The organism is Shewanella ulleungensis (assembly GCF_014648315.1).
In the GTDB taxonomy this organism is placed as follows: domain Bacteria; phylum Pseudomonadota; class Gammaproteobacteria; order Enterobacterales; family Shewanellaceae; genus Shewanella; species Shewanella ulleungensis.
In genome coordinates, this window is sequence record NZ_BMQW01000004.1 from 327,465 (window position 1) to 346,935 (window position 19,471).

Genomic DNA, 19,471 nt, shown 5'->3' on the forward strand with positions numbered 1-19,471 from the left:
TGCTTAACTAAAAAAGTCCCTTAGGTGTAATAACGCGAGTAAACAATGCACCACAATAAAACCAATAAAACTATGTGCAAAAATAATATGGTAATTGCGCCACGTTAAGGCATTACTGGGGTCAGCAATGTACCAAGCGGCCCCCGTCACCGCCACCAGCAAAAGCAATATGACTCCAAGTCCTTCAATAACACTGATTAACCCTTTACCGCCATAATGAGGTAATTGTCCGCGTAAGAGGCCGCGAATATCAGTAAACAGCGGTTTAACATCAAGCGTCAACCAAGGGAAAAACTGCCGCCATTGCCCACCGATACACACTTTAACGGCAAACATTAACGCCAATATTCCGGTCAATAATCCACCGTAAACATGGAGTAAATCCCAAAAACTTGCACGCGATGTTAATTGTCGGCCGATTAATACCCACGAACTTGTACACACTAATAACAACGACAATAGCAATACAGCAGGATGCAGCATTGCTTCAACACGTTGCCACAGTTGTTTCGTGGTCATTAACTCGCCTCAATCATTTGCTGAGCAAATTGGTCAACTTTTTCCCAATCAGTAAATTCAACTTTGGTATTGGGATCGGTTGGGCCTTTGGTTATCCACATAATAAAGCGAATAATGTTACGGTCCATCGCGCCGTAGCCCTGGTAATCTAAATTACCGCCAAAAACTTGCAGAACTTTAGGTTGCCAAGGACTTTGGCTTAAAAACTGCTGCATATAACTATTAGTTAGTGGGGTATTTTTAGCCGGTTTACGAGCCACTAGACTCACCGAAAAAAAACCACTCGGCTTAGATAGCAATTGTTGCTGATGCGCATCAATAAACTGATATAAGGCAGGACGATGTTTACCATGGCGGATACTCGCGCCAATAAACACCTTATCGAATGCATCCAGGTCTGGCACATTTGACAAGGGCGCAACTGTCACTTGCTGTTGTTGTGTTTCAAGTTTATCTCGTAAATACTCACAAATTTTTTGAGTGTAACCATGGACACTAGAATGGATCAGTAAAATATGGCTCATGCTGACCTCAAGTTGAAATCATCTAAAGTAATACAGTATCTTAGCCCACTAAAATTAAAATTTACATGAAACAGATCACGCCACAGTAATTGTCATCTAGTGACAATAGAAAAATCCCTAGCAACAAGGCTGCTAAGGATTTTGATCATCTTCTCCCTTGCGAGGAAATAGCAGTAAAGATTAGAGCGACATTAAAAAAGCCATCACTTGAGCACGCTCATCTTGGCTAAGCATCATAAAATCATCGGTTGATTGCTGAGCCTCACCACCATGCCATAATATAGCTTCCTCTAGCGTTGCAGCACGGCCATCATGTAAAAATCCCGCTTGCGGGTTAACCGTTTGCGTTAATCCTATGCCCCATAAAGGTCGTGTACGCCACTCGTTACCGTCAGCCAAAAAGTCTGGGCGACCATCGGCAAGTCCCTCACCCATGTCGTGCAATAACATATCGCTAAATGGATAAATAGTTTGGCTTTTTAAGCTGTCACTCATTGGCAACCCACCAATGTCACCCGACGTTTTGGTCACAAAAGATGGCGTGTGGCAGCGACTGCATTTAAGTTGTTCAAACAGCCTAGCGCCTTCACGTACATTAGTATTGTCAACATTACGCCTTGCTGGAACAGCTAGCGTTTCAGCATAAAACACCACTGAATCACTAAACTCTGCGTTAGCTTCTGGTTCGCCATTAACATCTTCTCCGGTATCAACAAAGCCTGTTCGGGTTAGGTATGAGTCGTGTAAACTTGTGCCGAGAATACTTTCATCCGGAAAAAGCGGATTAGTGATACCGATGTCGCCACGTAAGGCACCTAAAGACTGAACTCGCACACTAGGAGTATTAGCCTTCCACCCGAAACGTCCAAGAGAGACTGGATAGTCATCTCCTTGTTGCGCTTTAACCGCATCAAACACCCAATTAGCGCGGCCAGAAATACCATCATTATTGCTGTCGTCAGCATCGACATTTGCCAAAATACTCGCCTCAGGAATAGCCTCAAGCAACCCTAAACCAAATACAGGCATGCCATTACGCCAGCCCATTAACACATCATCTTGCAATAAGTTTGAGGTGACATTCATGCTTTGTTTTGTTTCATCTGGGGCATCATAAGGGTTTTCGACTTCAAAAATCGGCTTTTTAAGGCTCACGACAATGCCATCATCATAGGCAACCTCATGACGTTCGTAAGATAAATACACATCAGCTTGGCCAACAAATGCGTTATTTTGCCAATCTGCACGGGCTTTTAACACTCCACGATGAAAGAGTTGGTCGCCAAAATCGGGCACCTTAATCGGAGCACAATATTGATTGTCTGCCGTACCGACAGTACATGTTTGATCGGGAGCTTTACTGATCCGCAAAAAAATCCCTGCGGCAGAATCGAGCTTAACTCGGGTTTGATCTGCAGCTAAAAAGGGCGTCGAATTTCGACCATCACGCTGATGACATGAATTGCAGTCTGCATTATTAAATACCGGGCCTAAGCCATCTTGATCAGGATGTTCACTATTAGGGGCTGTGGTAAAAGACACCTCAAAATTAGCATCCCCCTCTAAATGCAACGCTAATTCATCGTCGGTTAAGTTTAACGATGGGGTAGAAAAACCGTGGCCTGAATTGCTGGCATCAAAGGTTGTTGTGTCACCACCTAAAGCAATAACAGAGGTGTAAGAAGGATAACTTATCGTGGGAACATTCGGTTCAGTATTATCATCACCACTGCCGCCACAGGCGGTTAATGTTAGCCCCATCAAGACTAGTAAAAGATAAGGTTGTTGCGAAAATTTATTCATTACAGACTCACTGCTTCACTCAAAATGTATTACGCCTACTCTATTATTGTATTTTGTTAAGCGTTAACGACGATGCTTGCCCTATACTCAGGTAGTACAGGGCAAGCAAGCACTTATTACGAATTCCACTCAGACAATAATGGCAATACATCCGACTCTAGAGACGCTTGTAATGTACTTAACGCATCAACTGCCGTTTGCACTCGTACGCGTCCTTCTGCATCTAAAATAGCTTGGCGAAATGGCATATCAGTGGTGCCTGAAATGGCTTGAATTTTACTGATAGCGTCTTCAATTTCACTCGCCACTCGTGTTGACAATTCAGCATCTGCTGCTGCAACAAAATCAATTAAACCCGTTTTATCCGTTGAGCCTGTAAACTCACCTTGATACACATTACGCACACCAATAATGTTGTCAGCAAAGTCAGTTAACGAATTCCAAGAATATTGAGACTCCACTTTTGATGTGTCTGCGGTTGCTAAAGACTCACCAAATGGATCAGCAATTTTACCGTTACCGACCTCATCAACAATGCCAATCATGCCGTTAATTAACTCTTCAATCACCGCAAGCTCAGATGAATAAATTGCATTGTTTGCATCACCTGAGGTTTTAAGCAGTTCGGCATAAGGTAGAGCATTGGTATCTTGTGGGTTGTAGCTCACTTGCCATGCGTCATCAAGTTGCACCGCATAGTCACGAAACACTTCCGCTAATGCGATAAGGTATTCACGCTCTTTAGTTGTTAAGTCTGCAATCTGCTTGGTATTGCTATTTATACCATCGCCAAATAATAAGTACTCCATGGTATGGAAACCTTGCACATCGTCATTCCAACCTTTAATGGTATCGGCATCAAAACCACTGCTATTGGCAAGCTGAGTCTGCAAATCGGTGGTGTTTAGCGGCCAACTGTCTAAATGCGGATCGATACTTAACGAGTCAACAGGCCCAAAAATATGTGACTCACCTTGCTCCCAAGGTTGTCTAGCTGCTTTCCAGGCATTTTGCGCGGCAACTAGATCGGCTTGTGATGTTGAGGTTAATAACGTCTGTGTCGCTAATAGCAATGCATCACCTTGGGCTGCTAAGTCCGCATAACCAGCCACAATAACGTCATCCGTTAGATTAGTTATCATATCCGTAGCAGCAAAACTAAAGCCGACTGTTGGGGTTTCAGTGTCACTTGAATCTGAACCTGAACCGCCGCAAGCAGATAATGTAGCCACTAATGCTAATGAGATTACGGTGTAGTTAAAACGCATAATAAAACTCCATTTAATTAATTTAGGTCGTACGAGTTAAAATAAGATGGCTTAAAGTGAAAATTGGTATCCGACACCTAACGCAAAAAAGTTGGTGTCAGGAATACTGGCCACGGCCACTTGATGAAGACCGCCTTCGGCTTTAATGACAATTTCTGGTATTGGGAAGTAGTTAATACCGACACTGCTCCAGGTATTTTCATAACGCTTGGTTGCTGTGCCCGTTTCCACGTCCATCAGTGGGTTGGAATAATCAATATTGGCAAAGACTGTCATGGGCAAATCAAACCAATGGTCGAGTTTGACGCCAGCTTCAATAAAGAATGATTGCGACTCAGAGCCTAGTTGAGCAAAATTGCCAGGACGTAAACCAGGGGTTGTTTTGTTGGCTTGGGTAATGGCATCGGCGTTATCTAAAGTGCCATAGAGGTATTGACCACGTAGTATCCATGGCCCTTCAACAAACGCACCAGCAACAGATACAATGCTCAGTGCACCATCGACATTTAATTTATTACTCTTGTGTCTGTTACCACTGGTATTGCCATAATAATAAGCCACACCAATCGCACTGCCCGTTTTAAAGTTGCCGTAATCAAGGCGACCAGCAAACGCTAAATCATCTGTATTGACATGTTCAAAACGTTTTTGGTGGCCAGAGGCGACCCAATCATAAGTGCGGAAGTATTCAGAGTTGAGACCGCTCACAACTTGAGCCTGATAATGGAAATCAGCAATTTCACCATAAACACCGATGCCGTTTTCGTTCCACACGGCAGGCATCATCGCAGCTTCACTTTTATGACGCTGCACGGTTAGATATTGGTTCGGCTTATGTAGCGTGCTGGATAAACCAATAGGCAAATGAATGTTGCCGAACTTAACGCCAAATGCTTGGCTTGGACGATAGCGGATCTCGGCTTTTTCAACCAGTACTTCACCGCCAGCCTCAACTTCAGACTCAAACTCGCCAAACTCATCAAAACCGTCATATTCTAATGCTGTACCTGTGCCGCCATGTTCATACTCAATCTCAACTTCCATACTCCAATCGTCGTTAAATTGATAACCAAACTCGGTCACAATCCGCTCAAGATCGGTTCGGTTGCGTCGCTCGCCTGATGTATCTTGGACATTATCGAAATACTCATCACTGGTGTAATTAGCGGTACCATAAGATTTGAAACTAAAACGACTTAAGCGCTCATCGGCTTTACTGACATGATCAGACACTTGGTTAACTTGCTTAGCCACTTCAACATTATTATGTTGCTGTTGTTTTTGCTCTGCCGCGAGAGTGGCTAATTGCTGTTTAAGTAACGCAATTTCAGCTTCTTGCTTAGCGATTGCTTTAGCTAACGTCTCAGGATCTGTTGCTGCTTGTGCATTCGTCATTAAGCCTAATATGCCCGCGACAGAGACCGCCAATAAGGTTAACGTTTGATTCATTTATTTCTCCAACAAAACGCATACAGCGTTAACAATTTGTAAAAACTGCACACAACCATACATGTATTGATAACCATTCGCATTACAATTTACATTTCCATTTACTTTGTAAAGACTAATGTTTTATAAGCGTTACAGTTCGTTGCTTTAGTCGGATTACATTCTAGGTATGATAATGGCGTGAGATATCTGAGGCTGTTAACGTGTGGATTGCCGCTATTGCATAATTGAGTTTTTGTTTGGTAATTAGATAAATCTAAGGCATAGTTGAGTTCATTTTGAGGCGTTAAAACACATTAATATGTCATTGATGAAATCATGTCGAAATGTATTTTTATGTTATTAAGTCGCTCTTATAAATGATAATTTACTGGCGACAATGTCAGCTAATGAGCTGCAGGAATTTGCTTTTAAATCAGATTTTAAAAATGTTTTTAGGATAACTATGGCTGATACAGATGTATTAGATGTACCGGATGACAATACTCAAGTGTCCGCGCGTAAAAAAGCATTATTACTCGGACGCGTTATCGGTTTAGCAAGCGAAGATGATTATCGACCTTCATCTGCATCAATAGCTGAACGAGCCGAACATCGGCAGCGTAAACAACTCAGCCAACATCAAAGTAACCTAGAGAATATTTTTGCCCTCGCCCTCAACTATACTCCCTCCGATGTCACTGGCGTTGAGCTAGATCCTGACTGGCGTTATCAATTTTTTCAAATGGCAGAGCAAATTCATAACCGTAAAATGCAAGATTTATGGGCACGTATTTTAGCCAGTGAAATCGTCAATCCTGGTAATTTTAGTTTGCGGACCTTGGCGGTGCTGAAACAACTGACATTGCGCGAAGCGCAAATATTTGAAAAAGCGTTAGGCATGTCGGTAAAAATAAACACCGAACCTCGATTCAAACTATTAAGTGGCTATCGAGTTAATGGTGGGATAACCCAATATTTTCGCAAGCATAACCAAACTAACTTTGGCTTATCGCAATTTGGTTTGCCATATTCGAATATATTGACCTTGGTCGATGCGGGAATCTTACATAAAAGTGAGTTTGAAACTGGGTTGTTAAACCGCAATGAAGAGATTCAATTAGCTTTATGTCATGCCAATATCAATCTAAAACCTAAAGGGCAGCATTTGCTGTTTACCTATTATCGATTTACCACAGTAGGCGATGAACTGTGTCAGTTAATTCAAGCTAAAAATGAGCTTGATTTCATTGGCGCGATAAAAGCAATGCTAACAAAAGACTTCGTCGTTAACGGTTAATGTCTTCGTAAAGGTGTGAATATTTGGCTTTATGCTGACTAAACAAAAACTGCCGAAGCATTTGGCGTGACTCGCCTTCGGCGCTAATTTTAGCGGCCATTACGCCATTTTCAGTTCTGACTGGCTCAAATTCCATCTCAACATGAGTACCGTTAGGTAAAATAAGCTGAGTAAGACGCGGAGATTTAGTATCAAGCTCTTGCGGGACTTTAATCGTAATACCAGAACTTGATAGCGACAACACCTCAACAAATTTAGACGTTTCATTGTCTATTACTCGGACATCTTTTAAATTATCCATGCGCCAGCTGCGCTCACCGCCTCGCATATCAATGACTTCTGGTGTGCCAAGCTCTGGCGTAAACTGACCAAATTCGTCTTGTGTTAATTGCAGTGGGAACCACAAGCGGTAATAGCTTATTTCTGCTAACAGCGTAAGTTTAGCATTACCCAATATATGCGAGAGCATCTGCGGGATTTCAGTGGCAACACTAAGTGAATGTCTAGAAAGAGCATTATCTGCAGAATCGGCAGAACGCTCTGGCGAAAATACATCGCTAAAGTACGCTAACTCTTCATCAGATAAAGTAGACATATATGTTCCTATACAAAAATCTTATCGATTGTTCGTTATTCTAACACCTTAGTATGACGCTGAACAAACTTTGCTCAATAACTTTACCCGTTTTTACTGTGTAACGAGTTTGTTCTATTTTTATACAAATTAAAAAGGCGAATTAAGTCGAGTTCGCCTTTTTAAATAATGTATTTAAATTGGTTATAAATTAATTATCCGCTTCAATTTTAAGCGCTTTATTAAACGCTTTATGAGTTAATAATTGTTGATAATACTTCGCGATATTAGGGTATTTTTCAAAATCGCCATTTTGACCGACTAATTCGGTAATAAATGACATCATTATGTCGGCACCACTTAGGCTATCACCCACAAGATAACGCTTACCTTCTAGTCTATCATTTACATAGCTGATTACTTTTGCGGCTTCTGCATCGGCATATTGGCCAATAAAGCGGGTATCAGAGCCTTCCATTTTGACAAAAATTTTCAATAATAATGGCAAAGCAGCGGAGCTTTCAGCAAAGTGCATCCACTGTAAGTAATCAATGTAATCAGCACTATCTTTGGCTGGCATGAGTTTGTCTGCTGCGTATGTCTGGATCAAGTATTCTGTAATCGCACCAGACTCTGCAATGGTAAACTCGCTGGTTTCTAATACAGGTGACTTACCTAGCGGATGGATTTTCTTCAGTGCTGCTGGCGCTAAAAAAGTGGTGGCGTCGCGCTGATAAGCCACTAATTCATATTCAACGCCTAGCTCTTCAAGTAACCAAATAATACGTTTCGAACGAGATTTGTTTAAGTGATGTAGTTTAATCATGAAGCCATCCTTTTGAAGCTGTTAAACAATAAAATAAGCCCTATGATTAATCACAGGGCTTATCTGCACTTCAGCTTTAATACGCTAAAGCTGAAGTAACTAATATTAACTCAATAGTGCCAACATTTTTTCAGCGACTAGCTCCGAAGATGCAGGGTTTTGACCAGTAATCAATTTACCGTCTACAACCGCATACGGATGCCAATCTTCACCTTTTGAGTATGTGGCACCGTTTTGCTGCAGCATATCTTCAACTAAAAACGGCACGACATTAGTCAATTGTACGGCTTCTTCTTCACCGTTGGTAAAGCCTGTTACATTTTTGCCGGCCACTAATGGAGAACCATCCGGTTTTTTAGGGTATTTAAGTACGCCTGGAGCATGACAGACTAAGCCTAATAACTTATCTGTTTTATAACACGCTTCAATTAAAGCAATTGAGTCTTTGTCATTGGTTAAATCCCACAATGGACCGTGACCACCGGGATAGAACACCGCGTCATATTCAGCAACATTAATTGAAGCTAGCTTGTGAGTATTGGCTAACAATGTCTGAGCTCGCTCATCGGCAGTAAAACGGCGAGTAGAGTCTGTTTGAAAATCTTCTTTGTCGCTTGTAGGGTCTAATGGAGGTAAGCCACCCTTTGGTGAAGCTAAAACAATCTCAACACCTTTATCGATAAAGGCATAATAAGGTGCTGCAAGTTCTTCCAACCAAAAACCGGTTTTATGGCCAGTATCGCCAAGTTCATCGTGCGAAGTGAGTATCATTAATACTTTCATGTTAAACCCTTAATTTATTTAAAATTATTTGTATCGAAATTGAACTTAATCATTAGGAGGATCGTTCGCCTTAAGAGCGACTTGCTAATACCATACGGCGATGTAGACTGTTCATCATGTATACTTCATCTTACTTGGACCATTAAATGGTATAAAAAAGCAACATGGCTTTGTTGCATATGCAAGTAAGCTGTTATGATTAAATACGAGCCCCAAAACAGCTAAACCACCTTGTACGTTAATTTCTTTCAAGTTGATCATATCTTGATGACCAATCCATTTACTAAATCGAGTAACTAATAATGAACAATAAAATCCCTATAAAACTCGATAACCAATTGTGTTTCTCGGTTTATTCAACGTCTTTGGCCATCACTCAATTGTATAAACCGCTACTTGAGTCGATTGGTCTCACTTATACCCAATACCTGATCATGCTGATCATGTGGGAACAGGATGGGTTAAGTTTAAAAAACGTTGCTTCTCGTTTAGGCCAACAATCTGGGGCACTCACGCCTGTTATTAAACGTCTCGAATCCGATGGTTTACTTAAACGCATTCGCGATCCATTAGATGAACGCATGCTGTGTATGCAATTAACCGATAAAGGCCAACAGTTACAATCACAAGCTCAACATGTTCATGACTGCATTATTGAACAATGCGGCATCAATCTCACTGAAATAACAGAGCTTAAAAATAAACTAGACCTATTCAGAGCTAAGCTCCCTACTCATATTGACTTTTAAGCGTTCAAACTTCTGTAAGGCTCATTAACGCTAACAATCACTCGCAATCTCAATAAGCCAAAATGTTTCAACAGACATATATAAATTGCGATAACTAATTGCGCACAACTTAAATTAACATGTTTTCAGAAATATTTAAACCCCATTTAGAGTTTAGCTTGTATGACTAAGCAACATTAACGCTATTTCGACCCACATGCTTAGATGAATACAACGCTTTATCTGCACGTGCAAACATATCTGCAAACGATCGATCTTTTAACTGTATTGATGCCACCCCAATACTAATAGTGATACCGGGTAACGCTTCATCATTAAGCATTGTAGAATGCGTACCAATTTGTTGTGCCAGCCTTAATCGCTCTGCAAGCTTAAACGCCGAATCGATGTCGGTATCAGGTAATAAAATTGCAAACTCTTCACCGCCAATGCGCGCCAGAATATCAGCCTCACGAATATGCTCATCACAAACGGCAGCGACTCGCTTTATCACTTCATCACCGACCAAGTGACCATAAGTGTCGTTAACATTTTTAAATAAATCGATGTCGATAATCATCAGGGATAACGAACCAAAGTAACGCATTGCCCGTGAAAACTCATGTTCGCTAAATGCGTTAAATGAACGACGATTATACAAATTAGTGAGTGGATCGCTATTGGCGAGTTGCTCAAGCTTGGAACGTAAATGGAACTCCTCAGTAATATCTGTCGAAACACCAATTAAACCAATCAACTTACCTTTTTTGTCAAACAAAGGCTGTTTTACTTCGTGGTATACATTATGGTGACCATTGTTATCAACCATAATATCGTCAGACATTTTTTGTTGCAGTGCTAATACCTTACGGTCATTTTCTAATAAAATATCGGCAACAACTTCAGGGAAATATTGGTTATCAGTCGAGCCGTTTAACTGTTCTTGGTTAATACCAAAATAATCTAAGGTGAGCTGATTGCCATACACATAACGACAATTGATGTCTTTAACGTAGATATATGCGCCAACTTGATTGAGGATTTGTTCGTAGGAATTTAGTTGCTGTTTTTGGGTTTGCGCTTTACGGTGCACATTCAAATTGACCAGTATTAGCAAGGCAATAAAACCCAGTAGTACTATCAATAGCAACACGATATTATCAATCGGCATGAGCATTCCTTAGCATTAATCCACATCCATGTGTCTTACTATTCAATCACAACATCAGTAGTTGTTCTGTTTTGACTTTATAGTAAAAAAGCACTGTATAAACAGCATCGACGAGTATGTGAAAACTGCCCGCAAAAATCAAACAAATATTAAACTTAATGGATAAAAAGTAATAACTTAAATCGAAATCACATAAAATTAAGGCAGTATGCTTATTAATACGCCGTACTGCCGAAATAACATAGCATCAGAGTTTATAAATAACTCCGGCTTTCATCACAAAAGGCACATCAAGTAATGCTTCAATGTGATTAAGCGGATTGGCGTTAAGCGCAATGATGTCTGCCTGTTTCCCCATGGATAAAGACCCTAATGAATCAGACATATCTATTAATTTGGCGGCATTAATAGTCGCACTTTTTAAAATATCGGTGTTGCTCATACCTGCTTGGCTCATTAATAGCGCTTCTTTGGCATTGTCGCCATGATGTGACACACCACTGTCAGTGCCATAGGCAATGTTTACCCCTGCTTTGTAAGCCGCACTAAAGTTTTTCATCATGTCGCCACCAACACGAACCGCTTTGGCTTTAATCGCAGGCGACATAAAGTCAGCTCCTGCAGCATTGGCCATTTTCACTACAGTGTCGCCCGCCAACAATGTTGGCACTAAAAACGCGCCACTTTTCTTCATTAATTTAATACTTTCTTTATCGGCGTAACTGCCATGTTCAATACTGTCGACACCTGCGCGCAACGCCGCATTAATCCCTTGAGCAGCATGAGCATGGCTGGCCACTTTACGACCTAAAGCATGCGCAGTATCAATCACTTCTTTAAGCTCATCATCATCCATCTGTTGGCCCGTACCTGTATTGGTGTCTGATAACACCCCTCCGGTAGAAGTTATTTTAATCACATCAGCGCCAAATTTGATGGCTCGACGAGTAGCGCGGCGGCAATCATACGGGCCATCACAGATGGTTTTAGAGGTGAATTTATCAAGTAAATCAGGACTCATGCCATCTACATCGCCATGCCCGCCTGTAACCGATACTCCTCCAGAAGCAATAATTCTTGGGCCATCAACCCAACCTTTATTAATTCCATCGCGTAAGGCATAAATTTGTTCGGGCTTAGCGCCTAAATCTCTGACGGTAGTAAAGCCTGCTAATAAAGTCTTTTTTGCAAAATAAGCACTGCGAATTGCCACATCGGCATCAGACATACGCAAAGCTTCGCTGTCATTATTTGGCCCAAGTTCACCTTGTAAATGCACATGCATGTCCATTAAACCAGGCATGACAAATTTATTTTTTAAGTCGACTATTTCAACTGTGTCTTGTGCTGTAGCGATTGGACCGGCTACATAACCTTGTTTAATCTCAGTAATGATACCGTCGGTAATCACTAAGGTACGCTCACTTAAAACAGGCTCGCCTGCAAGGGTTAACAATGTGCCAGCATGGATCACTTTAATATCTGCGGCGCTCACCGGAACAGACAACACCATTGAGCTCATTACGAGTAACGCGAGGGAATGCTTTTTCATTTTACTGTTACCTTAATTTAAAGTTTTAGGCTGCTAAAAAGGCTGATATGTTACAAGTATTGATATGTTGCAACAGTTAACATACATGATGCGGTAATACCGTTGTCAATAAAATACAAAGAGAAAACTTAATGAGAATAGCTATTTTTGGTGCGGGGTCGACGGGCTGCTACCTTGCGGGACAACTGTGTTTGTCTGGATTTGACGTTAGCCTAGTTTGCCGGCCCACAATTAAACAAACCATCCTCGCAAACAACGGCATCACCTTAAGTGACTATCAAGGTTTTTTGCAAACGGTTATGCCAAACACCATGATCACAGATATCGAACAAGCTCCAACAGCATATGACGCGTTTGATGTGGTATTTGTTACCCTAAAATGTCATCAAGTTTCCAGTATTACCAATACATTAATCGCAATCACTCACAGCAACAGCAGCATTATTTTTATGCAAAATGGCCTAGGCAGTTTTGACGCTGTCCGCGATGCTCTGAGTCATTGTCGTTTATTGCAAGGCATAACCCCTTTTAACGTTTTGCAACAAACTGATGGGCGTTTTCACAAAGGCACCGAAGGCGTGTTTACTTTACAAAAAAATGAACATACTCAAATGATACAACTGGCAATGCAATCTCAAAACTTTGGCTGCGACTTATACCAAGATATGACAACAGTAATTTACGGTAAACTATTGTTAAACCTTAACAATGCATTAAACGCGATAACCGACTTACCGATTAAACAACAACTCAGCCTGCGAGCAAGTCGCCGTCAACTAGCCGGCGCAATGAGCGAATGGTTAAAGGTATGCAAGGCTGCCAACATCACGCTCCACCAATACACAAAAGTAAAACCACAATGGTTACCGGTGATTTTATCTATGCCTAATATGGTATTTACCTTACTTGCTCAACAAATGCTCGACATCGATCCACAAGCCCGTTCATCGATGTGGGAAGACATACAGGCAAAACGTAAAACAGAAATCGAGTACATTAACGGAGCGGTTGTTCGCCTAGGTAAACAATATGGTGTAAAAACCCCTATTAATGAGGCCATCGTAGCTCAAATACATCAATTAGAACAATCAGTTTAACCAGACTGCGTACCAGATATATGTGTCGATACAGATGTAAAGCTAAGTTACAATTTAACAACAATCGATATAATGATTGAAATATTATCAAGGCAATTTAATGCCTAAGACAAGTTGACCTGTGCTGAGTAGCCTGAAATTTGAATGAAAAGCGTTTTAATCGCGACAAGATAGGAGCTCTAGTCAACTCAAATGGCTCGTAAAAAATAAAGTGCATTTAAACAAGCCGTTCTAGCAGCAGTTCATTTCTTCTTAGCTAGCGATTTTTACACGACGACGTCTTTGCCTTAGATAGATATCCAACAAGTAGTGCCAAAAACAAGCTTAAAAGCTATACAGACGCTAATTAGATAGAAAAATTATTCAGACATTTACTCATTGGATAAAACATGAACGACAGCACTTTCTTTTTTGGCGATTGGCAAATTAATCCACAAAGTAATAGCGTTCAGTCTGGCGATGTTATTCGCAGTCTTGAACCCAAAGCCATGGATGTATTATGTTTACTATGCCAACACCAAGGGGAAGTGCTAGCAGCAGACGATATTATTAACCACTGCTGGAATAGCATCGCCATTGGTGATAATCCGCTGCATAAAGTGATTACCCAACTGCGTAAAGCATTAGGCGATCAAGCATCTAATCCGCAGTACATAGAAACCATCCGCAAACGCGGTTATCGCACCATCGCCAGTGTTGAATACCCTGTTGGTCATCATGCCAAAGTCACTACCCAACAATGGCAAGGCACCTCGCCGTTTCCAGGTTTACGCGCATTTGACACCAACGACTCCAATGTATTTTTTGGCCGAAGTGAGCAAGTTGACACCTTATTAAATCGCATCACTAAACAAGTAGAATTTGGCCGAGCCTTTTGCTTAATCCTCGGTCCTAGCGGTACAGGTAAATCATCGCTCATTAATGCCGGCATCATGCCTAATTTAATGTCCAAAAATGGCTTTAACGGGGTTGGCGTAATTGATAATGCCAACCTAGATTTAGCCGATGTCACCAAAGGCCGCTTAATTATCGATATCGCCAGTGCGATGCTCGACTGGGAAATCAATGACCAAGCGGTGTTTACCGACTGTAGTGCCGATATACTGGCAAACAAACTGCAAAACGACATCAACGCCGTTATTGAATATTGTCAGCTAGCTTTAGCCAAATACTCATCAATCAATGATGACAATGCCCCAACATACAGTCGCCCCCATTTTTCATTGTTTATCGACCGTTTAGAAATCCTATTAGCGTCGCCATTATTTACCGAATCCGAACGCAACAATGTATTAGATATCCTCGAAACGCTTGCCGTATCAGGGATGATATTAATTATCAGCGCTTGCCGTAATGACTTTTACCCTCAGGTAGTAAGCCACCCAAGCCTAATGGCAGGCAAAGCCAATGGCTCACATTTCGATTTATCGGCGCCAACCCGATCAGAGCTGATGCAAATGATCCGCTTGCCAGCCAATGCAGCTAACCTCACATGGACACTCGATCCCGATACGGCAATGCCGCTGGACGAAATACTCTGCAGTGAAGCCGCCTCAAATCCCGATGCTCTGCCCATGTTGCAATACACCTTGCAATCACTGTATTTAAACAAAGATGACAACAACCAATTATTGGTGTCGGTATACCATTCGCTAGGGGGTATTGAAGGCGCCATCGGTAAAAATGCCGAAGAAGTGCTCAATCAATTAAACAACAGCGAACGCGCTGCACTGCCTAAAATACTGTCGATGTTAGTCACCCTAACCGAAGATGAAAAATCAATCACCAGCAGTACCGCCCGCTGGAGCGATCTCAGTAGTGACGCCGAGATAAATCTCGTCAAAGCTATGGTCGATAACCGTTTGTTTGTTTCCCATCTGCAACACGATCAACCCTGCTTTAGTATTGCCCACGAAGCGCTATTAAGGCGCTGGCCCCGTGCGACAAAATGGATAACCGAGCACAGCGACAGTTTAGCCATTAAAAGCCGTTTACAGCATCAATCTAACCGCTGGCTAGCGGAGTCAAAGAGTAACGCTTATTTACTGGCAGAAGGCAAACCATTAGCAGAAGCAAGCACATTGCTCAATAACCAATTGTTTAACCTGGAGCCTCAAGAGCTGGCACTCATTCAAGCCTCTAGCAAACAAGCCAACATCGGCCGCTGGCGCCGCCGTGCAGTCATGCTAGTCCTGGTGGCACTGACACTCATTTCGGTCGCCATGAGTATTCGCAGCATTGAGGCCGAAACCCAGGCACAACAAAAACGCCTTGCGGCAGAAAACTTACTCGGTTTTATGGTGGGTGAATTCGCCGACAAAATGCGCGGCATTGGCCGCATGGACTTGCTCGATGGTATCAGTAACAAAGCATTAGAATATTTCAGTGACTTTTCGGCCGACGATGCCAGCTATTTAAGCTTTGAAGCCCAGTTTCAACACAGCCAAACCTTAGAGGCCATGGGCGAAGTGGCCTATTCTCGCGGCAATACCGACGAAGCCCGCAGCGCCTTAATCGCCGCCCGTGAGCGCATGTTGCCGTTACTCGAAATACAACCGCAAAACCTTAGTTTACTTAAAACCCTAGGAGCCAATGCTTTTTGGCTCGGCCAGCTTGAATACGATAAAAGTGATTGGGCAGCGACGCAGCCTTGGTTGGAGCAGTACTTGATACACAGCCAAGCCATGTATCAATACGCGCCAAACGATAACAATGCCATTATGGAGTTGTCCTATGCCCACAACTCCTTAGGCTCGATATACATGAAACAGCAAGACTTTACTGCTGCACGAGAGGCATTTGAGCAATCGTTACTACTCAAGTTACAACTATGGCAACAAGATAACACCGAAAGCCAATTAATTGCCGATATCGCGGACACTCGCTCGTGGCTTGCCAGCGCCGCCACCGCCCAAGGCGACATTAACGCGGCAATACAAATACACCAACAAATTCAACAGCAGTTGGCCAATCAAGCGCTGGGAAAGCAGCCTTATATACTTGAACGACTATCCAGTAGCTACCAACAACTGGCGATTTTATTAAGTTATCGAGGTCATAACTCACAAGCCTTTGAAAAAGCAAAACTTGGTCTCATTGCTATTACCAATGCCCTAAAACAAGACCCTGAAAATGAAGTTTGGAAAATCCTGCAATATCATGATTATCTGAATATGTTGGCTTTTAGCCTTGAACCAATTGAACACACAATGAGCTACAGTGTTGACTCATTAGCATCCATATTTGCTGAAGATTTGTACTTACAAACCTCCAACAAAAAAAATGAGCTATGGGCAAAATATCAAATGGCCGCAGCAAATTATTTAGCCTCACAAAGACTGCTTTCAGAAAGCCTTGTTTATGCGCGTCAAGCAATATCCTCTTTTAGCGAATTAACCACTGAGTTTGGCCAAAGTTCACTTTATGTGGCGAATTTAACCCAAAGCAATATGTTAGCGGCGTCATTACTGGCTTCCATAGGCCAGCCACAACAAGTTATCACCTTGTGTCGACAATCTAAAAATCTGTTAGCAACTATTATTGAAAAAAATAACGACCCACAATTTACCATTCCTTATGCTCAAGCTCTCGATTGCCTTGGCGAACTCGACCAACACCCTGATTTATTGCAACTGTTACAACAATCGGCCATAACCGATTTTAGGTTCAATCCTAAACTTAAACTTAACCCTAAACCAAAGTATGGAGAATATAATGTCAAACACTCAAGGCCAAGCAACGTTTTTTAATCTCACCGTCACCCTAAGCGAAAAAGAAGTGCCAGTATTTACTTATACCAACCTTGACGACTCGCCTGTATGTGGCAATGTCGTCGTTAGCCAATACAGCACCATTTCTTACCAGCTAATTGATAAAACCGGTAAAGGGCTAAAATTTGTTGGTGCGGCCTTCACCACTCCTTTTGATAAAATTATTGATGCGATTACCATTAGCAGTGATGGCACATTAATCCAATTGACTGATTTAGATGAAACACCAGGCGATACCGGCTTTCAGTTTGTGTTGTCAAACACCTGTAATAGCTTGCAGATGCTCAGTCCTGACCCACAAATTGTCAATCACCCAAATAATTAAACAAACAACAAACTGAAGAAGCTCAGAGCTACGCCTGAGCTTTTAATCTTGTCCTGCCTAACAACATTAATCAATAACATAACCATTGCTAAAACGGCTGGCGTTAGCCAGTAACATAACCCGAGGTTGGAGTTATCTTTTACCCGTTAACCGAACTCAAAAACCAATCATTTCTCAATAGCCCAACGAGCAAACTCCTGCCAAATAACGGTCTCGCTACCTCCCAATAACGGCTCAACATCAGTCAACGATGCAACCAAATACAGCTGCACAACAAGCTATTTAAGCTAAGAACACTATCGGTTTTAGTGAGACAAATCCTAAAACCCAGCAACAAAATCAGCTTGCCTCCAAGGTACATGCAATAGAGCCAACTCAATAACAACAAATCCATACAATAAACGTAAACTTTAAATAGAATAAAATCAATAGGTTAAAACCAGAAGGTTACCGAAAGGTAAATAAGCCTTATTCCTAATAGAGTGTTTGACATCAACAAGGGGTTACCAATACCAAACGCTTAAGGGAATGCACCATGTTTACCAATGATAAATTAACTGAACTCAATGACACGATTTCTCGTGTGACTAAATTAACAGACTCATTCGCTAAATTTCCCCGAGCGATAAAAATACCATTACGTCTTGAGGAAGAGATCCTATCCGACTCATCAGCAACTGATGCCATTTTGGGTAGTACTTTTAATGCAACTTTTGATGCCACCTCAGCAAGCCACAACGGCAAAATGGCAGTAGCAGATAACTTACAAATTAGCACCTTGCTCAATGTGATCACGGCGATTTCAGAAGCGATTTTTGTGATTAACTCTGCGGGTGTGATTGAGATGATCAATCCGTTAGGCGCTAAACTATTCGGTGCCCCAGCCGAAATGTTAATCGGTCAAACCTGGACCGATTATTTACAAAGCCCTTTTAAAGATGAGTATCAATCTTTATTTTCCTTGTGGAATAGCGCCAGCGATGAAGCCAATAAAGTCACTCAGTTTAATCATGGTCCTAAAGAAATTATTATTAATCGCGCCGACAGCACGTTGCTCGAAGCTGACTTATCATTGTCATGTTTACCGTCGATGAAGATAGGATCTGAGCCGTTATTTATAGGCATCATGCATAATCTCACTACGCATAAAGCCGAATACAATAAACTGCGCCACTTAGCCCATACCGACAAATTAACCGGCCTTGCCAACCGTCACGCTTTTGATGATGCCTTGCAAACCAACTGGAACGACAGCATTAACCACGACCAACCGCTGTGTTTAATCATTATCGATGTCGATTATTTTAAAATGTTTAATGACCAGTATGGTCATGTTAACGGTGATAAATGTTTGCAAAAAATTGCTCAAGTACTGGCAGAGGTGCTCCCGTCTAACAATGCGATGGCAGCCCGTTATGGTGGTGAAGAGTTTGTGGTCATTTTACCCAACAGCAACCCGTTAACGGCAGAATACATTGCCAAAAATATTCAACGTCGTATTAACCAATTAACCTTTACCGACATAGGGTTACCAGCACAAACCAAAATCAGTGTTAGCCAGGGCATTGCCTGTGAACGCAGTGGCCAATACCGCACGCCAACCGCACTGGTTTGCGCAGCAGACACAGCACTTTACCGTGCAAAATCAACAGGTAGAAACCGCATTAATATGAGCAGTTAACGATCTAGGGCGTGGGTTAAATGTTGTTTGAAATAAAAACGGACTAAACGCGGCGAGTGAATTACCGCCGAGCAGTCTAAGCAAAATTCACTCAACGAAACCTCTACCTTGTCTAAATGAAC

At 41.9% G+C, this 19,471-nt stretch carries 16 protein-coding genes; 6 read left to right on the plus strand and 10 right to left on the minus strand.

The features are described from left to right. Nucleotides 1-3: 3 nt before the first annotated feature. The 5 genes from IEY40_RS10385 to IEY40_RS10405 form a co-directional block, all read right to left on the minus strand. Nucleotides 4-519 (minus strand): cytochrome b/b6 domain-containing protein, encoded by a 516-nt coding sequence (locus tag IEY40_RS10385; RefSeq protein WP_188955856.1) that lies wholly within the window; start codon nucleotides 517-519, stop codon nucleotides 4-6. Next, nucleotides 519-1,043 carry a menaquinone-dependent protoporphyrinogen IX dehydrogenase gene (gene hemG, locus IEY40_RS10390; protein ID WP_188955858.1) on the minus strand — a complete coding sequence of 175 codons (525 nt, stop codon included), beginning with the start codon at nucleotides 1,041-1,043 and terminating at the stop codon, nucleotides 519-521. The genes IEY40_RS10385 and hemG overlap by 1 nt, the downstream gene beginning before the upstream one ends. A 180-nt stretch (nucleotides 1,044-1,223) precedes the next feature. Continuing rightward, nucleotides 1,224-2,846: a di-heme oxidoredictase family protein gene (locus tag IEY40_RS10395; RefSeq protein ID WP_188955860.1), complete on the minus strand. Its 1,623-nt coding sequence runs from the start codon at nucleotides 2,844-2,846 to the stop codon at nucleotides 1,224-1,226. 116 nt (nucleotides 2,847-2,962) lie between these two features. After that, the gene (locus tag IEY40_RS10400) at nucleotides 2,963-4,114 is read right to left on the minus strand and encodes an imelysin family protein (protein WP_188955862.1); all 1,152 of its coding nucleotides are present in this window, start codon (nucleotides 4,112-4,114) and stop codon (nucleotides 2,963-2,965) included. Nucleotides 4,115-4,165: 51 nt separating this feature from the next. Beyond that, on the minus strand, nucleotides 4,166-5,563 hold the full coding sequence (locus tag IEY40_RS10405; protein WP_188955864.1) for a hypothetical protein: 1,398 nt from the start codon (nucleotides 5,561-5,563) through the stop codon (nucleotides 4,166-4,168). 445 nt (nucleotides 5,564-6,008) lie between these two features. On the opposite strand from IEY40_RS10405, the gene IEY40_RS10410 reads away from it, so the two are divergent. Continuing rightward, nucleotides 6,009-6,842, plus strand: coding sequence for a TIGR03899 family protein (locus tag IEY40_RS10410; RefSeq protein ID WP_188955866.1), 834 nt, complete (start codon nucleotides 6,009-6,011; stop codon nucleotides 6,840-6,842). On the opposite strand, the gene IEY40_RS10415 is transcribed toward IEY40_RS10410, so the two are convergent. The 3 genes from IEY40_RS10415 to IEY40_RS10425 all read right to left on the minus strand — a co-directional run bounded on the left by IEY40_RS10415 (nucleotide 6,832) and on the right by IEY40_RS10425 (nucleotide 9,025). Beyond that, nucleotides 6,832-7,437, minus strand: a complete 606-nt coding sequence (locus IEY40_RS10415; RefSeq protein WP_188955867.1) for a hypothetical protein — start codon at nucleotides 7,435-7,437, stop codon at nucleotides 6,832-6,834. The two genes, IEY40_RS10410 and IEY40_RS10415, sit on opposite strands and share 11 nt — an antisense overlap. A gap of 190 nt (nucleotides 7,438-7,627) precedes the next feature. Next, nucleotides 7,628-8,242: a glutathione S-transferase family protein gene (locus IEY40_RS10420; protein WP_188955869.1), complete on the minus strand. Its 615-nt coding sequence runs from the start codon at nucleotides 8,240-8,242 to the stop codon at nucleotides 7,628-7,630. A 105-nt stretch (nucleotides 8,243-8,347) separates the two neighbouring features. Beyond that, nucleotides 8,348-9,025: a type 1 glutamine amidotransferase domain-containing protein gene (locus IEY40_RS10425; protein WP_188955871.1), complete on the minus strand. Its 678-nt coding sequence runs from the start codon at nucleotides 9,023-9,025 to the stop codon at nucleotides 8,348-8,350. Nucleotides 9,026-9,327: 302 nt separating this feature from the next. Here IEY40_RS10425 and IEY40_RS10430 point away from each other — a divergent pair, with 302 nt between their 5' ends. Beyond that, nucleotides 9,328-9,774 (plus strand): MarR family winged helix-turn-helix transcriptional regulator, encoded by a 447-nt coding sequence (locus IEY40_RS10430; protein ID WP_188955873.1) that lies wholly within the window; start codon nucleotides 9,328-9,330, stop codon nucleotides 9,772-9,774. Nucleotides 9,775-9,940: 166 nt separating this feature from the next. On the opposite strand, the gene IEY40_RS10435 is transcribed toward IEY40_RS10430, so the two are convergent. After that, nucleotides 9,941-10,924 carry a sensor domain-containing diguanylate cyclase gene (locus tag IEY40_RS10435; protein ID WP_188955875.1) on the minus strand — a complete coding sequence of 328 codons (984 nt, stop codon included), beginning with the start codon at nucleotides 10,922-10,924 and terminating at the stop codon, nucleotides 9,941-9,943. A 247-nt stretch (nucleotides 10,925-11,171) separates the two neighbouring features. Next, entirely contained in the window at nucleotides 11,172-12,476 is a 1,305-nt protein-coding gene (locus IEY40_RS10440; RefSeq protein ID WP_188955877.1) for a metal-dependent hydrolase family protein, read from the minus strand. A gap of 131 nt (nucleotides 12,477-12,607) precedes the next feature. Between IEY40_RS10440 and IEY40_RS10445 the strand changes: the two genes are divergently transcribed. The 4 genes from IEY40_RS10445 to IEY40_RS10460 all read left to right on the plus strand — a co-directional run bounded on the left by IEY40_RS10445 (nucleotide 12,608) and on the right by IEY40_RS10460 (nucleotide 19,349). Next, a complete protein-coding gene (locus IEY40_RS10445; protein ID WP_188955879.1) occupies nucleotides 12,608-13,573 on the plus strand; it encodes a 2-dehydropantoate 2-reductase in 966 nt (321 codons plus the stop codon). Nucleotides 13,574-13,962: 389 nt separating this feature from the next. Continuing rightward, nucleotides 13,963-17,322: an nSTAND1 domain-containing NTPase gene (locus tag IEY40_RS10450; RefSeq protein WP_188955881.1), complete on the plus strand. Its 3,360-nt coding sequence runs from the start codon at nucleotides 13,963-13,965 to the stop codon at nucleotides 17,320-17,322. Then, entirely contained in the window at nucleotides 17,288-17,668 is a 381-nt protein-coding gene (locus IEY40_RS10455; protein ID WP_188955883.1) for a DP-EP family protein, read from the plus strand. The genes IEY40_RS10450 and IEY40_RS10455 overlap by 35 nt, the downstream gene beginning before the upstream one ends. A 535-nt stretch (nucleotides 17,669-18,203) precedes the next feature. After that, nucleotides 18,204-19,349, plus strand: coding sequence for a sensor domain-containing diguanylate cyclase (locus IEY40_RS10460; RefSeq protein ID WP_188955885.1), 1,146 nt, complete (start codon nucleotides 18,204-18,206; stop codon nucleotides 19,347-19,349). The last annotated feature ends 122 nt before the right edge of the window (nucleotides 19,350-19,471 follow it).

Bases quoted from the DNA above. Each gene is read 5' to 3' on its own strand.
- IEY40_RS10385 (WP_188955856.1), bottom strand. From the start codon at position 519: ATGACCACGAAACAACTGTGGCAACGTGTTGAAGCAATGCTGCATCCT.
- hemG (WP_188955858.1), bottom strand. From the start codon at position 1,043: ATGAGCCATATTTTACTGATCCATTCTAGTGTCCATGGTTACACTCAA.
- IEY40_RS10395 (WP_188955860.1), bottom strand. From the start codon at position 2,846: ATGAATAAATTTTCGCAACAACCTTATCTTTTACTAGTCTTGATGGGG.
- IEY40_RS10400 (WP_188955862.1), bottom strand. From the start codon at position 4,114: ATGCGTTTTAACTACACCGTAATCTCATTAGCATTAGTGGCTACATTA.
- IEY40_RS10405 (WP_188955864.1), bottom strand. From the start codon at position 5,563: ATGAATCAAACGTTAACCTTATTGGCGGTCTCTGTCGCGGGCATATTA.
- IEY40_RS10410 (WP_188955866.1), top strand. From the start codon at position 6,009: ATGGCTGATACAGATGTATTAGATGTACCGGATGACAATACTCAAGTG.
- IEY40_RS10415 (WP_188955867.1), bottom strand. From the start codon at position 7,437: ATGTCTACTTTATCTGATGAAGAGTTAGCGTACTTTAGCGATGTATTT.
- IEY40_RS10420 (WP_188955869.1), bottom strand. From the start codon at position 8,242: ATGATTAAACTACATCACTTAAACAAATCTCGTTCGAAACGTATTATT.
- IEY40_RS10425 (WP_188955871.1), bottom strand. From the start codon at position 9,025: ATGAAAGTATTAATGATACTCACTTCGCACGATGAACTTGGCGATACT.
- IEY40_RS10430 (WP_188955873.1), top strand. From the start codon at position 9,328: ATGAACAATAAAATCCCTATAAAACTCGATAACCAATTGTGTTTCTCG.
- IEY40_RS10435 (WP_188955875.1), bottom strand. From the start codon at position 10,924: ATGCCGATTGATAATATCGTGTTGCTATTGATAGTACTACTGGGTTTT.
- IEY40_RS10440 (WP_188955877.1), bottom strand. From the start codon at position 12,476: ATGAAAAAGCATTCCCTCGCGTTACTCGTAATGAGCTCAATGGTGTTG.
- IEY40_RS10445 (WP_188955879.1), top strand. From the start codon at position 12,608: ATGAGAATAGCTATTTTTGGTGCGGGGTCGACGGGCTGCTACCTTGCG.
- IEY40_RS10450 (WP_188955881.1), top strand. From the start codon at position 13,963: ATGAACGACAGCACTTTCTTTTTTGGCGATTGGCAAATTAATCCACAA.
- IEY40_RS10455 (WP_188955883.1), top strand. From the start codon at position 17,288: ATGTCAAACACTCAAGGCCAAGCAACGTTTTTTAATCTCACCGTCACC.
- IEY40_RS10460 (WP_188955885.1), top strand. From the start codon at position 18,204: ATGTTTACCAATGATAAATTAACTGAACTCAATGACACGATTTCTCGT.